This window comes from Rhodococcus sp. H29-C3 (genome assembly GCF_030063405.1).
Lineage (GTDB): Bacteria > Actinomycetota > Actinomycetes > Mycobacteriales > Mycobacteriaceae > Rhodococcoides.
In genome coordinates, this window is sequence record NZ_JASITC010000002.1 from 214213 (window position 1) to 229347 (window position 15135).

The window sequence follows — 15135 nt, forward strand, 5'->3', positions numbered from 1 at the left end:
GTTTACATGATCGGGCCACGACGCATATGCAGACCATCACGAGCATCGGTTTCGATGCTTATGCTGCTCGACGAGCCACAGCGTGAAGCCGATGGCCGGGAAGCTCGCGCCGAGCACGCACACGCCCGGCCAGCCGAACTGCGTATAGGCAAGAACCGACAGCGCGCTTCCGATAGAGCCCGCCATGAAGTAGGTGGTCATATATGCGGTGTTGAGTCTGCTGCGTGCATCGGGCCGAAGAGGATAGAAGAGACTCTGATTACTGATGTGCGTGCCCTGAATGCCGAGATCGAGCAAGGCCACGCCCGCTGCCAGCAGGAACACGTTGTGTTCTCCGATTGCCAACAGCACGAAGCTGAGCGCCGTGAGCGCCACGAACCAACCCGTCTGGCGTTGCGCATATCCGCGATCGGCCAGCGTTCCTGCGAGTCGTGCAGCTAGTGCACCGGCCACCCCGACGAGGGTGAAAAGTCCGATCTGAGCATCGGACCATCCGTACCCCGGTCCGGACAGTAGAAATCCAATGGACGTCCAGAACACCCCGAACGATGCGTACGTGAGCGTTCCGTATACGATACGCCACCGGAGCACCGGTTCTTCGCGGATGAGCTCGACGACAGAAACCAACAGCGCTCGATAGGACGAGACCGCACTCGGCGGCACGACGGGCAGCGTTCGAACCAGCAGTGCGGCGACAACCATCAACATCGCTGCGACCACGAAGACCGCTCTCCAGCCCGCGACATGCGCGATCAGTCCGGCGACTACGCGTGAGAGCAGAATCCCTAGCAACAGACCGGTCATCACGTTGCCGATGACTCGGCCCCGTTCTTCTTCGGCCGCGAGAGAGGCAGCGAACGGCACCAGAACTTGACCGACGACCGATCCGACCCCCGCTGCCATCGCAGCGCACGCCAACACCTGCCACGACGGGGCTACTGCCATCAGCACGAGGGATGCGCACGTCACTGCGAGCATCCAGGTCATCAGCTTCCTGCGCTGGATCAGATCGCCGAGCGGTACGAGAAACGCCAGACCGATCGCGTACCCCACCTGGCTTGCTGTCACCACCAGCCCTACTCGCGTCGTCGAGGCGTCGAGGCCGTCGGCGATAGCGCCCACCAACGGCTGGGCGTAGTAGCTATTGGCAACCACCAACCCGGAGATCACCGCCATGATGCCGACGAGCCGCCCGTTAATCCGCGTCGTCGTGGGTAATTCAGAGTGCATGCGCCCATGTTCGACAACACCCGACATTCTGTCCAACATGTTATTCCGCACTCATTCATTGATAGACTCGCTCAATGGAGTTGCGACAGCTCGAACACTTCACCGCCGTAGCAGCCGAAGGCCATTTCACCCGAGCGGCGTCCCAGCTGCACATTTCGCAATCCGCGCTGAGTTCGTCGATCCGGGCACTGGAGAAGGAGGTCGGCACCGCGCTCTTCGAACGCACCACCCGCCGAGTGCTTCTCACCGCATCCGGGTCGGTACTACTTCGCTATGCGCGCAGAATCACCGGTGACGTCGCCGATGCACGCGATGCCCTGCGTCAGATCTCCAACGGCGAAACCGGCACTGTCGCAATCGGAACCGTCCAAACATTCACCGCGATCGACTTGCCCGCCGCACTGGGCCGATTTCACTACGCCCACTCGGGTGTAGCAGTTACCCTGCGCGAAGGAACCACCGCCGAGTTGCTCGATGCACTCGTCGGGGGGAAGCTGGATCTGGCCTTCGTCGCATTGGATGCACAGCCCCTGGAGGTCGGGATTTTCGCGCTGGCGACCTACACCGAGTCGCTGACTCTCGTCGTCGCCGAAGAACATCCTCTGGCACAACGGAAGTCAGTTTCTCTCGCCGAGCTCGCCGACTATCCCTTCATCGACTTCGAGGCCGGCCGCGGCTTACAGACCGTCGTCGACGCACTGTTCGACAATGCAGGCGTCGACCGTGACATCACATTCCGTATCAGCGACATGGAACGATTGCTGGGGTTGGTGCGTCATAGTCTCGGTGTCGCGATAATTCCGGAGCCCCTCGCACTACGAAACAACGGGCTATCGACAGTAGCAATTGATGTCCGTCCCTCTCCTACAAGAGAATTAACATTGACATGCCGCACCGAGGAGCCCACCAACTCGGCTGCACGCTCATTCGTTCGACAACTGAATTATCCGCAGTGAGTACTTGCCGGATGTGCTCGGTGCTGTCACGATCGACGCATGGGACCCATCGACCTGCAGCGTGCCTACGATGCTCGCGGAAAGGCCGCAGACACGACGACTTTTCTGGTCGACAGACTCTGGCCTCGCGGTATCGCGAAGACCGATCTCGACTACGACTCCTGGATCAAGGACGTAGCGCCCAGTTCCGAACTGAGGTCGTGGTTCGGGCACGATCCCGAGCGCTTCGCCGAGTTCCGAACCCGATATTTCGCCGAATTGAACTCCAATAAGGCAGCCCTCGAACCAATTATTGCCGCTGCGCGCAAAGGTCGGGTCGTTCTTCTCTACGCAGCCAAGGACCGCGAGCACAACCAGGCAGTGGTATTGCGGGAATGGATCACTCACCAGTCCTGACCGACACTTGCTCGGTGCAGGGTTCGAAGTAGGTGCGTGCCCACTAGTTGCTAAGATTCGCAATTGCCGCGATTCGGGGCGTTACTACGCTCGACTCGCAGCGACAACCGAGTCCCCATCGATCGATGCGCGCCGGCAGTCCTACTCGAATGACAGGAGCCCTGATGGTTGTGAACTCGCGCGAGCCCTTGTATCGGATGAAGGCTGACTTCTTCAAGACCCTCGGGCATCCTGCCCGTATCCGAATCTTGGAACTACTGAGTGAGCGCGAGCATGCAGTCTCGGAAATGCTTCCCGAAGTTGGCATCGAGCCGGCGAACTTATCTCAGCAACTCTCGATTTTGCGCCGGGCTGGTTTGGTTGTCGCCCGTCGAGAAGGGCTGTCCGTGTCCTACGCCCTGACATCTCCTCGCGTCGCCGATTTGCTGACCACTGCGCGGAGCATTCTGACGGGCATGGTCGCCTGCCAGGCGGAGATGCTGGTCGAGGACGTCCCAGAACCGTCCGTGGCGACGGCCGAAAGCGGCAACTGACTAGCGACAAGCACTCCGCCGCCGTGATTTCAGTGTCGAACCTCACGGGTCCTCTTACTTCATTACTTGCTAATCTTAGCAAGTAATGAAGTAAGAGTTCATCTCCCTCTCGCGGCACCGAGGACCCTATGACCGAGTCGCCCACACCGAAGCACGCTCCCGCAACCACCCTCCATCGAGCCGGACAGTCGATCCGTGAACTATTGCCACGCTGGAGCGAATGGAGCACTTCGCTGCGGGCACCCGGTGCGGACCTGCTGGCCGGCCTGATCGTGGCCTTGGTGGCACTTCCCTTGGCATTGGGATTTGGAATTTCGACCGGCTCGGGGCCGCTGCGGGCCTGACCAGCGCAGTCATCGCAGGTGCGGTTGCCGCGGTGTTCGGCGGTTCACGCTTTCAGGTGTCCGGCCCCACCGGCGCCATGACCGTAGTCCTGGTCCCGATCGTCCACGAGTTCGGCGGATCCGGAGTACTTGCAGTCGGTCTGATCGCCGGAATCGTGCTGTTGACCCTCTCATTCGCCGGAATCGGGCGGGCTGTGCGATTCATGCCCGCTCCCGTCATCGAAGGATTCACCGCCGGAATCGCTGTGGTGATCGCGCTCCAACAGGTTCCCGCAGCTCTCGGCATCGCCGACGCGCAGGGCGACAAGGTATGGCGTAGTGCTGCCGACGCAGTGGTCAAGTTCGTGCATCATCCGTCGATTCTCACGCCGGTAACGGCACTTGCAGTGGCCTTCGTGATACTCGTCGGCGGACGTTCCTTGCCCAAGGTTCCCATCTCACTCGTAGCGGTCGCCATCGTGACGCTTGCCGCGAAACTGTTGCATCTCGATATAGCACGCATCGGTGAGATTCCATCTGGAATCTCAGCTCCGACACTGAACTTCCTGCACCTCGAAGACCTCGCCTCCTTGTTGGCACCTGCACTCGCTGTCGCTGTGTTGGCCGCGCTCGAATCGCTACTGTCGGCAACCGCGGCAGACTCGATGGGAGTAGGCACCCGACATAATCCCGACAGGGAGTTGTTCGGACAGGGCCTGTCGAACATCGTCGCACCGCTGTTCGGAGGGGTGCCAGCCACCGGTTCCATCGCCCGCACCGCAGTCAACGTTCGATCCGGTGCTCGCAGTCGACTCGCCGCGCTGACCCACGCAGTCATTCTCGCCGCAATCGTCTACCTCGCATCGACGCTGGTCGCCGAAATACCCCTGGCTGCACTTGCCGGAGTCCTGCTCGCCACGACGGTACGCATGGTCGAGACGGCCTCGATCATTGCCATCGCCCGCGCTACCCGCGCAGATACCGCAGTCATGGGAGCAACATTTCTGGTGACGGTCGCACTCGACCTGGTCACCGCAGTCGCAGTCGGCGTCGCATTCGCTGCAATCCTGGCACTGCGCGCGATCACCAAGTCGGCCAGGATCGAACAAGTCCCCCTCGACGACGAGGAACACCAGAGCGAAGAACACGAACTGCTGCGTGAGCACATCGCCGCCTACCGCATCGACGGTGCATTGTTTTTCGCTGCAGCACACCGGTTCCTGCTCGAGCTCGCCGAAGTCTCCGACGTCCACGTGGTCATCTTGCGTATGTCCCGTGTCACCGCCATCGATGCCACCGGTGCCATCGTGCTCAAAGATGCCATCGACAAGCTCGAACGCCGTCACATCACCGTATTGATCTCGGGTCTGAAGCCGGAACACTCACGACCGCTCCATGCACTGGGAGTCTTCACCACCTCGGACAGCGAACGTAGGCACTTCTTCGAAAACACGCCTCAGGCAATCGAACACGCCCGCACACTGCTCGAACAACGGCCTCCTGGTCGCCCTACCGCCAAAGACGAAACCCAGTCGGTGAACACCACTTCGACATAATCATTCCTCGACTCGGATTCGACGCGATATCCCGGTGGAAACGGCTTTGCGAGGCAACGAGATCTGTTGCTCGGGTTACACCTTGTACCGCCATCATCAACGCCACTGCGCGATACACCGCATCGAGCTGATCCGCCAACGGAGAGATCAACAGCTCACGTGGCCCGCCGCTGGTAATCATGCGTGCGGCACCACGAGCACCGGGCATTTCGCTCGGCGAAGGACAGCGGTAAGCGTACTGCCGCAGGAGCGTCCACGCTCATGGCCGACAACAAGCAACGCAGCGGTGTCGGACAGCGCGACCAGTTCCGATCCCGAGCCGGCCTCGGCGTAGACGGTCGAGCAACGCACCGTGGGGTAATCGTCGCGGAACGACTCCAGCCGGGCATTCATAGGTGTTTCGGGAGCCGCGTTGGCATTCACTCCCCCGACGACATGCGCGACAACCTCCGAGATCGAGCGAGTATGGATAGCCAGGACATCGGCCTTCCTACTCGACGCTTCGCGAAATGCTTCTGTAACAACGACGTCGGACTCGATAACCTCCGCATCTCCCAGCGCGACCACCACCGCACCGTCGGAACCAGTACTGGACTCTCGCACGATCAATACCGGACACACCGACGATTCCACGAGTGTGAAAACCGTGGACCGCAGGACTCGTGCAGCCAAGGCATGCCCTTGGCTTATGCCGAGCACGAGCAGACACGCAGATTTCGCCTCGGCAAGAATCGCTGATTCCGGTTGACCATGCAGCACTACAGTTTCCACCAGCACACTGCTGTCGATCTCCGCCGCAGCGTGCACTGCCTCACGGAGTACCGTGCGACCGTAGTCGCCATCCACATCAGGAGCGCCGTACACGGTCTCGGGCTGGGGGTGAGGGCTGATCACATGCACCAACCGCAATGAGGAGTGCCGTTCTTGCGCCTCCGGTACTGCCAGTCGCACGGCGTCGAGCGCCGCCCTCGATCCATCGACTCCGACGACGATGGGTCCACCCGGATACGAACTGTTCATCAGTTTCCTCTCGATGTTCACCACCGCCGCCGCGCCACCCGCGAAGTGCAGCGAACAAGCAGCGCCTCCACGCGAGAACGCTACGAGTGCTTTCCTGGTCGACGCAGTGGCCAGAGGTCACCAGCGTTCGGGACGTAAGTAGGCGACTTCGTCGCACGTGCGCGAAAAGACGTCGGAAAAGGTGTATTTCCGTGCGCATGGGAGCCGTCACGGCAATGGCGCGGCCCAGACAATGTAGGCGCCGACGCCGGATGCGGGCGTGCCCACCGTCATCTCGCCGCCGCGTTCGAGCGCTCGCGCGCTCAGGTTCGCCAAACCGCTTGTAGTGGCGTTGTCGGACATTCCGACGCCGTTGTCCGACACCTCGATTCGAAGGTCGTCCCCGACCCAGATGGTCACGGTAACCGTGTCGGCCTCTGCGTGCTGGACCACGTTGCTGACTGCCTCCCTGATGACTGCAATAGCGTGATCAGCGAGCGAGTTTTCGATAACCGACAATGGTCCGGACATTCGAACGATCGCACGGATGGGTACGTGTTCGGTGAGTTCGAGGACCGCGTCGTCGATGCGTTGGCGCAGGCGAGTGGCAGAATGCGACGAACTTTGCAGATCGAAAATCGTCGAGCGAATGTCCTGCACAGTGTCTTGCAAGTCGTCGATTGTTCTCGTCAGCCGTTGGCGAATATCGTCCGACTCGGTTCGTTGCAGTGTGCTCTGCAACGACAAACCGACAGCGAATATTCGCTGGATCACGTGGTCGTGCAAGTCACGGGCGATACGATCACGGTCGGACAGGACATCAAGTTCGTGGACCCGACGAGCGTTGTCGGCCATCTGCATCGCCAGCGCAGCCTGGTCCGCAAAACTCGCGACCAGCTCGAGTTCGGCATCGCTGAACGAACCGGCACCTTCCTTCCGCAACACCACCAGCACGCCGCTGACACCGCCGGTGACACGCAACGGAGAGATCAGAGCGGGACCGAATTCCTGGTCCATCTCGATAGACTCGTCGTCGAAGTCTTCCTTCCGAAATGCCGCACGGCGCCTGAACGCGGCGCCCGAACTCGACCCTTCGATGGGGATGGTGGAGCCCAATAGCTTTTCAGCGCAATGGCCTTCGCTCACCGAGACGACAAGCTGGGCAACGAGGGCTGGGTCTGCGTCGACGCCCTCCGGGACGGCGATGAAAGCCAGGTCGGCGGTGAGGAGGTGCAACGCCTTTCGCGACACCATTTGCAACACGTCACCGATTTCGGCACCGGCCAACAGTTCGGTACCGATATCTCTCGTCGCTTCCATCCATGCTTGACGGGTGCGTGATTCCTCGTACAAGCGTGAATTTTCGATAGCAATACCTGCTGCCGACGCGAGCGCCTGTGTAACGACCTCGTCGTCATCGGTGAACGGTGTTCCATCTTTCTTTTCCGTCAAATACAGGTTGCCGTAGATTTCGCTACGAATTCGAATCGGCACTCCGAGAAAGGTTTTCATCAACGGATGGTTCGGCGGGAATCCCACCGAATCCGGATGAGACGTCAAGTCTTCCAGGCGTAGGACTTCGGGCTGATCGATCAGCAGTCCCAACACTCCACCTCCGGTGGGGAGCGGTCCGATACGGGTGCGCGTGTCGTCGTCCATCCCGAAGTTGATGAATGCGCTCAGTTCGTGACCTTCCCCGCGCACGCCAAGGGCACCATAGCGAGCATCGACGAGTTTGACGGCCGATTCAACGATCGACCGCAGAGTCACCTCGAGGTCGAGATCGGAGGTGATGACCAGCATGGCCTCTAGCAGACCGTCTGCCTGTGCTCTGGCGTCGGCGATACGACCGATGCGGTTCTGGACTTCGAGCAGAAGTTCACCGAGCCGGAGTTGCGGCAACGACGATCCGCTGTCACCGTGGCGATCATCCATCCCGGGCTCCTGGGTGGCCCTTCGACTCCGCATGCGTATCGGCAAGTTTCGAGGCATACACGGCGGCTTGGGTGCGTCGCTCCATCCCGAGCTTCGCGAGAAGTCTCGAAACGTAGTTCTTCACTGTCTTTTCCGCCAGAAACATTCTGGTCGCAATCTGCCTGTTGGTCAGACCTCCACCGAGGAGGTCGAGCAAGGTGCGTTCCTGCCCGGTGAGATGGTCTATCGGTCCTGGCGCCGCGGTACCCGCTCGCAGCTTGTCCATCAGCACGGCCGCGGCTCGATTGTCGAGCAACGATTTCCCCGAGCCGACGTCCTTGATCGCGCGGGTCAACTCCATTCCGGTGATGTCCTTGACGACGTATCCACTCGCGCCGGCAAGGATGGCGTCGAGCATCGCCTGATCCTCGGTGAAAGAAGTCAGCATCATGGTTTTCAAGTCTGGCAACCGATCGAGAAGTTCGCGGCACAACTCGATGCCGTTGCCGTCGGGAAGCCGCACGTCGAGGACAGCGACATCGGGCTTCAATGCCGGGATGCGGGCGAGGGCTTGGGCGCAACTGCCGGCCTCACCGATGACTTCGAGATCGGGATCGGAATCGATGAGGTCGATCAATCCGCGCCGCACTATCTCGTGATCATCGACCAGAAACACTGTGACCACGCCAACGCTCCCTTACCCGCGTCCCCAATGGGCGCCTCGAGTCCAACCATACCTACCTACGCCGCATCCAAACCGACCATCGGTCACCGAAATCGGCGACGAAAGTCCCTCACATCGGTGTAGTTGTCCTGCCGTGCCACTTGCTGAGTTCAGGGTCTGATGGAGGTCCGGCACCACGATGAAGGAGACTCGCGATGGGTTTACTCCCGACCGTCGTCGGAGTCGACGGGTCATCCGCGTCACTGGACGCAGTTCGATGGGCAGTGCTCGATGCCGAACTACACAATTCCGGTCTCATAGTGGTGTCTTCGGTCCCCTGGCCGAGCGGATTGACCGGCATCCGGATCTTGCCCGAACCCGCGACTGCGCAATGGAGGGGCGAGACGAGACGAATTCTGGACGAGGCGCTCACGGCGGCCGAGCGAGCCATGACTGGTGCGCGAACGATCGGCGTCGACGCATGCCTATCGGATCGACCTGCGGTGAGCACGCTACTGGAGTTGTCTGCAACGTCCAGGATGATCGTCATCGGCACCAGCGGTCTCGGGGGAACCGATCGCCGAACGCTCGGGTCGATCAGTTACGCGCTCAGCACCCACGCCCACTGTCCTGTCACCGTCGTGCGCGCCTGGCCCGACGATGATCGGGTGCAGGCTGCGGACGCCGTAGTCGTCGGGGTCGACGGAACGATGGCGAGCGATGCTGCAGTGGCGCTGGCGTTCGAGGAGGCTGCTGTGCGAAGAGCCCCACTCACCGCAGTCCACGCGTGGTCCGATGCGGATTTATCGATAGGAATTCCGGTTCACGGGCTCGAGTGGCCGCTGAACAAGGCCCCTACCGAGGATGCTTTGACGCGGATTCTGGACGAATACTCGCACCAATACCCGTCGGTGTCCGTCCGACGTGTGGTGGTCAGGGACCGACCAGTGCATGCCCTTCTCGATCATGCGCAGGGGGCGCAACTATTGGTGGTAGGCAGCCATGGTCGCGGCGGATTCAGCGGAATGATGCTCGGTTCGGCGAGCCGATCAGTGCTCGGACGCGCTAACTGTCCTGTTGTGATCGTTCCATCGTCCGGTCGATTCATAGCAAGAGAGGACTCACAGGTCGCCTCCGCTCCATCGAGTCGGTAAAAAAGCTGAATCCTTGAATAGACGAACACGCGGCGAACACGCCAGGACAGAAAGATGCCCTGGTGCGCTCGCCGCGTATGTTGGTTAGTTCATATCGTTTGCGATGATGTTCTCGATGTTCCGTTCCGCCAGTGCAGTAATGGTGACGAACGGATTGACGCCGACATTGCCGGGAACCAGGGAACCGTCCATGACATAGAGCCCCGAATACTCAGGGAGCCGACCGTAGTTGTCGGTTGCCTTGCCCAGGACACAGCCACCGAGCGGGTGATACGTCAGCTGATCGCCCCACGTCTGCACGGGTCCGAAGAGATCGGTCCGGTAGATGGTGCCTTCCTTTCGGTTGATCTTGTCGAACAACTTTTTCGTCATATCGATCGACGGTTGATTCTGGGAGCGTTGCCAATCGAGCCCGACCTTGCCGGTTGCCGAGTTGTATTGAAACTGTGCGCGTTCGGGGTTCTTGGCAATCGCGAGGTACAGACTCACCCACAGTTCGGCGCCGGCGGGGAACGGTGCGATCTCGGCGAACACCGGTGCGGTGGTATCGGCCCAGTTGTCGATACCGAGAACCGGTATCGAGGATTGCTTGGCCCCTGTTCCGTCCCAGATGTGGTTGGCACGGCCCACCATCACGTTGCCGTTGTGGCCCCATTCCTGACCGACAGCTCCAGGCAAATTCGCCAGTTGCCCTTGCGCTTTCATTGCCACCAGAATCTTGCTCGTTCCGACACTGCCCGCTGCGAAGAAGACCTTGTCCGCTGTCACGGTCTTGGTGCCGATGACATTGCCCTGCTCGTCGATCTGGTTCATCACCACCTGATACCCACCGCCCGTGGTGGCCGGTTTCACCTCGGTGACGACGTGCAGCGTGGTGATGGTGAGTTTGCCGGTCGCTGAGGCTTGGGCGAGGTAAGTCTTGTCGAGGGACTTCTTGCCGGCGTTGTTTCCATAGATGACTTCCGATGCCAATGCCGATTTGGTCATCTGACCGGCGGCTTCCTGTTTCATGTATTCAAAGTCGTACACATTGGGACCGAATGTTGTTGTGTAACCGGATCTCTGCGCGGTTTTGCGTCCTGTTCTGGCAAATTTGTAATACTCGGTCGATTCGAACCACGCTGGGTCGACGTTGTTCACCCCCAGCGCGGCGTTTGCCTTGGGGAAGTAGGTCGAGTACATCGCATTGGAGTCGACGTTCGGCAGAATTTCCTCGAAGTAGTTGCGCTTCGGCGTCACAGCCATTCCGCCGTTGACGAGCGATCCACCACCGACTCCGCGACCCTGGTAGACCTTGATTCCACCGAAGTCTTCTATATCGAGAACGCCGACGTATTTACTGATGTTCTTGTCGACCGAACCACCGGAGAAGTGCGAAACCGGTTGCATTGTGCGAGTTCGGAGCCAGGTCGACCGACCGTCCGGTGACAGCATCGGGCAGAAGATCTTTCCGTCGGATCCCGGCGTGGTCCAGGCCTTGCCCATCTCGACCATGTGCGTATCGATCCCGGCTTGCGTCAATCGGAGCGCGGCTACGGCGCCACCATAACCACTCCCGATGACGAGCGCGGCAACCCGATCGCCGTCACCCAAAGCCCGGCGCGGTGCCGCCGCGGCAGTTGTCCACGAAGACGAGAGGGCCGCTGCACCGATAGCCAATCCTGTTGCGGCAAGAAAGTTTCTGCGCGAGAACCCTGAAGTGGCACCCGAAGATCTATCTTTGGATCCAACGCGAATATTCAAGTAAATCCCTCTCGTTCGGTAACCCCCTCGCAGAGATATACCGTCCGAGAGATGACCACGTGGGCAGTACCGGCCAGTAATGTAACGTGGACGTAAAGTTTCCACAAAAATAGCCGGTGAACGCGAGGATCACCGGCTATTTTAGGATCCCGATCACGTTGAAGCGACACCACATTGGTCAAAGTCTCAATCTTTTCGACCGTTCGCCTGCCCATCAGATTGGTCGCCTTCACTTGAGCAGCGGCGGGCTGGTCGAAGCTCGCGCGGATCTGACTTCAGGTCGAATCCGCAGAACAGGACAAACAATTACCTGCCCGTTCAGTGACGTACCGGCGTTGGATCCGAGAACGAGTGCAACTCGAGCGCTGTCGTGTAAATGAAAATTCAAGGCCTCAGAATATCTTCCGGATACTTTGCATTTCCTAGAAATAGCATTAGCCGTTGCTCAGTCGAGCGCAGTGCCGTCTGCCGGAATCGCCCTACCATCGGGGGTGTGCGCGCCGCCGTCGAAGCAGTGGAGGTTGTCGCCGCCCGCACGTTTGGCCGCATACATCGCGATATCGGCCCTGGTGTAGACGCTGTCGAACGCGGCGCCGAGAGTAGCCGCATCGGCATGCGCAACCCCGATGCTCACTGTCACTCCCACTCCCGACTCCGGGCTGAAGTGGCCCTGTAGTGCGTAGGCCTTCTCGATGGCCTCCACCGGATCGAGGTGAGTGACAACCGCAAATTCCTCCCCCCCGGTTCGAGCAGTGACAGCAGGAGCATCGAACGCCGCATGAATGGCATTCGCAGCGGCACGCAACACGAGGTCGCCGTGGGCATGGCCGTGCCGATCGTTGACGGCTTTGAAAGCATCGAGATCGATCACCATCACCGTCACCACTCCTACCCGATCACCGAGCTCGGCGATCGCGGCGGCGAGCCCTCGGCGGTTGCGCAACCCGGTCAAAGGATCGAAGAACGCCTGCGATGCATCACGGCGCAGGACAAGCATCAGGACATAGGACAGCACGGGAGCGGAGAACAACACCAAGATCAACAAAACCAGATACGCGCAGGCGAGCACCACATCAGCACCAGGCTCGATCACCGCACGCACGAACAAGACACCGACAATCACTCCAGCCCACAGCTGGTGAACGACGATCATCCTCGGACTGTGGAAAGCCGCGATATAACCACCGTTCACAGCGAAACCCACAGCGCACGGCAACGCAACGAACGGGTCGGCGAGCACCAGCAACCCTGCCGCGGTGAACAGTTCCAGATAGACAACGAACAGACGTGAAAAGTTTTCCGTCGGCCACGGCCCGCGGACCCACACGAGACCGATCACAGATCCGACGCCGGCAAGACCGAACGCAAGATACTGCCCGAGACCACCGGGCACCCCTACCGGGGTGAAGGTCGCCAAGACAGCCAACACCGCGGACAGCCAGCACCAGGTACCCAAAGCGATCCGAACAGGACTCGGCAGCGCAGTGGATCGCTGGTAGGGCGCGGTCCATACGGTGTCAGCGGAGCAAGAACACCATCGAGCGAGCAGAAACATACTCGGGCGGGGCCCTTCCGTGCGAGATGTCGCGTCACTACAGCCCGATGTGATGTACGGGCCGACCCCACGTCCGTAGCGACGTATCCAGTGTGACAGAAAACGAACTGTCCGGTTCGGCAATGCAATCGAAACCGATCTCGCAACGACCGCTTACTACTTCGATTCCGTTCACTGTGTGAATAAAATAGTGGAGAGTCTTATGAGTTCGCCTCGCTCCTTCTCGTTCAGCACCGAGAATGTGTCCTCCTCGACTCGGTCGAGGACACGGTCGCTTTCGGCGAGTAGTCCGCGTCCAGCGTCGGTGATCGTCACGATCTGGCGCCGATCTGTCGCAAGTCGATGTCAATGGCGGCGCCATCGCGCTCGGACATCCCCTCGGCGCGACCCGCGCACGCCTGATGACCACTCTTCTGCACGAATTGGAACGGACCGGCGGGTGCGCTTCGGGCTCCAGACCATGCGCAAGGTCGGCGGCCAAGTCAACGTGACAATCATCGAACGACTGCAAATTGGGCGATACGACGTCCAGACAAACGGTGAACTCTCAGCGTCACAGTCGAACTGAACTGCGATCCTGAGAAACCGGTCGGCAATGGAGATGCAGAACTATTCTGATTGGGTATTCGAATACACCGCATTGTGGACGGTATGACCAATCGGTCTGGCCGGATTCGAATGCCAACCAAAACGGTCCCACTCCACTGACCGCGTACTACTCTGCGCCCATGCGTATTTCGATACGGCTTTTCACCGCAACAGCACTGATCATGGCTTGGTTGTTGGTACCCGGCGCCTGGCTATCGACCACGCTTGCACCGTCCGCCACCGCCACACCCCCGCCATTGTCGGTCGGTGAGGACTTTCTGTGGGGCGTGTCCACCGCCGGCTTCCAGGCCGAGGGGTCCTCCCCGGACAGCAACTGGTCTCGATATTCAGCTTCCGAAAATGCCGACGACAAGGTCGGCACCTCAGTCGACTTCCGTCATCGCTATCCGGAGGACATCGAGAACGCGTCGAAACTTGGTGTCTCCGTGTTCCGTTTCAGTGTCGAATGGGCGCGCGTGCAGCCTGTCTCCGGAACCTGGGACGAAGAAGAACTCGCGTACTACGACGACGTCATAGCGCAGACCCGTGCACATGGAATGCGTCCGATGATTACTCTCGACCACTGGGTGTACCCCGGTTGGGTGGCCGATCAGGACGGTTGGACCAACCCCAAAACAGTCGATGACTGGTTGGCCAACGCTTCACATGTGATCGACAGGTATGCCGGCAACGACGCTCAGTGGATCACCATCAACGAACCGACCGCGTACATCATCAAAGAACTCACCTTCGGCGGCATCACGCTCGCCCAGGCACCGCAGATGATGGACCGCCTCGTCCAGGTGCACCGGGCGGCGTTCGACATGATCCACACCAAAGATCCTGGCGCACCGGTCAGCAGCAATCTCTCTTTCATCCCTACGGTCGCTGGACTTTTCGACTCCACCTTCGTCGACCGCGTCCGCGACAAAATGGACTTTCTCGGCCTCGATTACTACTACGGGCTCTCCGTTGACAACATCACCGCCGCCTACGCCCTCTTCGACCAGCTGTACAAGATCAGAACGCAGCCCGAAGGCATCTACCACGCACTGATGTACTACAAGGACAAGTTCCCCGACCTGCCGATCTACATCGTCGAAAACGGCATGCCTACCGATAATGCTCAGCCGCAGACGGATGGCTACACCCGATCCGACCATCTCAGCGATCACATCTACTGGCTCGAACGAGCCCGCCAAGACGGTGCCAACGTGATCGGCTACAACTACTGGTCCATTACCGACAACTACGAATGGGGTTCTTACCGTCCACGTTTCGGCCTGTACACCGTTGATGTAAAGACCGACCCGTCACTGGCCCGTCAGCCCACCGACGCAGTGGAGACCTACCGTCGGATCATCACCGACAAGGGTGTCCCCGCGAACTACACCCCGGTCCGGCGACCAGGTTTCTGTTCGCTGGTGACCTTTCCGCAAAGTTGCCTCGAGCCGCCTTCTGTTCCCCGCTGAGCTATCTGAAGCCGAACAACACGAAGGCAGCGAAAGCGTTGATCTGGCAACT

The 15135-nt window shown here is 60.0% G+C and carries 12 protein-coding genes and 2 pseudogenes; 7 read left to right on the plus strand and 7 right to left on the minus strand.

The annotated features are described in order from the left end of the window. Positions 1 to 36: 36 nt before the first annotated feature. Positions 37 to 1230: an MFS transporter gene (locus tag QMK32_RS05050; RefSeq protein ID WP_283473411.1), complete on the minus strand. Its 1194-nt coding sequence runs from the start codon at positions 1228 to 1230 to the stop codon at positions 37 to 39. 74 nt (positions 1231 to 1304) lie between these two features. Here QMK32_RS05050 and QMK32_RS05055 point away from each other — a divergent pair, with 74 nt between their 5' ends. The 4 genes and pseudogenes from QMK32_RS05055 (at position 1305) to QMK32_RS05070 (ending at position 4994) form a co-directional block, all read left to right on the plus strand. Continuing rightward, complete coding sequence (locus tag QMK32_RS05055) at positions 1305 to 2186, plus strand: LysR family transcriptional regulator (RefSeq protein WP_283473412.1); 882 nt, start codon at positions 1305 to 1307, stop codon at positions 2184 to 2186. A gap of 39 nt (positions 2187 to 2225) precedes the next feature. Next, complete coding sequence (locus tag QMK32_RS05060; RefSeq protein WP_283473414.1) at positions 2226 to 2582, plus strand: DUF488 domain-containing protein; 357 nt, start codon at positions 2226 to 2228, stop codon at positions 2580 to 2582. Between the two features lie 164 nt (positions 2583 to 2746). After that, positions 2747 to 3115 (plus strand): ArsR/SmtB family transcription factor, encoded by a 369-nt coding sequence (locus QMK32_RS05065; RefSeq protein WP_283473416.1) that lies wholly within the window; start codon positions 2747 to 2749, stop codon positions 3113 to 3115. A 128-nt stretch (positions 3116 to 3243) separates the two neighbouring features. After that, a pseudogene (locus tag QMK32_RS05070) lies at positions 3244 to 4994 on the plus strand (SulP family inorganic anion transporter). A gap of 177 nt (positions 4995 to 5171) precedes the next feature. Here QMK32_RS05070 and QMK32_RS05075 read toward each other — a convergent pair. The 3 genes from QMK32_RS05075 to QMK32_RS05085 all read right to left on the minus strand — a co-directional run bounded on the left by QMK32_RS05075 (position 5172) and on the right by QMK32_RS05085 (position 8592). Then, entirely contained in the window at positions 5172 to 6014 is an 843-nt protein-coding gene (locus tag QMK32_RS05075; protein WP_283473418.1) for a universal stress protein, read from the minus strand. A 207-nt stretch (positions 6015 to 6221) separates the two neighbouring features. Continuing rightward, positions 6222 to 7928 (minus strand): sensor histidine kinase, encoded by a 1707-nt coding sequence (locus QMK32_RS05080; RefSeq protein ID WP_283473419.1) that lies wholly within the window; start codon positions 7926 to 7928, stop codon positions 6222 to 6224. Next, positions 7921 to 8592: a response regulator transcription factor gene (locus QMK32_RS05085; protein WP_283473420.1), complete on the minus strand. Its 672-nt coding sequence runs from the start codon at positions 8590 to 8592 to the stop codon at positions 7921 to 7923. The genes QMK32_RS05080 and QMK32_RS05085 overlap by 8 nt, the downstream gene beginning before the upstream one ends. A 194-nt stretch (positions 8593 to 8786) precedes the next feature. On the opposite strand from QMK32_RS05085, the gene QMK32_RS05090 reads away from it, so the two are divergent. After that, positions 8787 to 9725 (plus strand): universal stress protein, encoded by a 939-nt coding sequence (locus tag QMK32_RS05090; RefSeq protein WP_283473421.1) that lies wholly within the window; start codon positions 8787 to 8789, stop codon positions 9723 to 9725. 84 nt (positions 9726 to 9809) lie between these two features. Here QMK32_RS05090 and QMK32_RS05095 read toward each other — a convergent pair whose 3' ends face one another. The 3 genes from QMK32_RS05095 to QMK32_RS05105 form a co-directional block, all read right to left on the minus strand. Beyond that, positions 9810 to 11468: a GMC oxidoreductase gene (locus QMK32_RS05095; protein WP_502943529.1), complete on the minus strand. Its 1659-nt coding sequence runs from the start codon at positions 11466 to 11468 to the stop codon at positions 9810 to 9812. A gap of 445 nt (positions 11469 to 11913) precedes the next feature. Beyond that, entirely contained in the window at positions 11914 to 12924 is a 1011-nt protein-coding gene (locus tag QMK32_RS05100; protein ID WP_283473422.1) for a GGDEF domain-containing protein, read from the minus strand. Positions 12925 to 13194: 270 nt separating this feature from the next. Further along, complete coding sequence (locus QMK32_RS05105) at positions 13195 to 13338, minus strand: winged helix DNA-binding protein (protein WP_179142132.1); 144 nt, start codon at positions 13336 to 13338, stop codon at positions 13195 to 13197. Positions 13339 to 13343: 5 nt separating this feature from the next. Between QMK32_RS05105 and QMK32_RS05110 the strand changes: the two are divergent. Both QMK32_RS05110 and QMK32_RS05115 read left to right on the plus strand, forming a co-directional pair. Beyond that, a pseudogene (locus tag QMK32_RS05110) lies at positions 13344 to 13591 on the plus strand (hypothetical protein); the annotation flags it as partial. Between the two features lie 202 nt (positions 13592 to 13793). Then, entirely contained in the window at positions 13794 to 15083 is a 1290-nt protein-coding gene (locus tag QMK32_RS05115; protein ID WP_283473983.1) for a glycoside hydrolase family 1 protein, read from the plus strand. The last annotated feature ends 52 nt before the right edge of the window (positions 15084 to 15135 follow it).

What these genes read in the sequence shown, in the direction of transcription:
- QMK32_RS05050 (WP_283473411.1), bottom strand. Translation starts at nt 1,230, where the DNA reads ATGCACTCTGAATTACCCACGACGACGCGGATTAACGGGCGGCTCGTC.
- QMK32_RS05055 (WP_283473412.1), top strand. Translation starts at nt 1,305, where the DNA reads ATGGAGTTGCGACAGCTCGAACACTTCACCGCCGTAGCAGCCGAAGGC.
- QMK32_RS05060 (WP_283473414.1), top strand. Translation starts at nt 2,226, where the DNA reads ATGGGACCCATCGACCTGCAGCGTGCCTACGATGCTCGCGGAAAGGCC.
- QMK32_RS05065 (WP_283473416.1), top strand. Translation starts at nt 2,747, where the DNA reads ATGGTTGTGAACTCGCGCGAGCCCTTGTATCGGATGAAGGCTGACTTC.
- QMK32_RS05075 (WP_283473418.1), bottom strand. Translation starts at nt 6,014, where the DNA reads ATGAACAGTTCGTATCCGGGTGGACCCATCGTCGTCGGAGTCGATGGA.
- QMK32_RS05080 (WP_283473419.1), bottom strand. Translation starts at nt 7,928, where the DNA reads ATGGATGATCGCCACGGTGACAGCGGATCGTCGTTGCCGCAACTCCGG.
- QMK32_RS05090 (WP_283473421.1), top strand. Translation starts at nt 8,787, where the DNA reads ATGGGTTTACTCCCGACCGTCGTCGGAGTCGACGGGTCATCCGCGTCA.
- QMK32_RS05115 (WP_283473983.1), top strand. Translation starts at nt 13,794, where the DNA reads ATGGCTTGGTTGTTGGTACCCGGCGCCTGGCTATCGACCACGCTTGCA.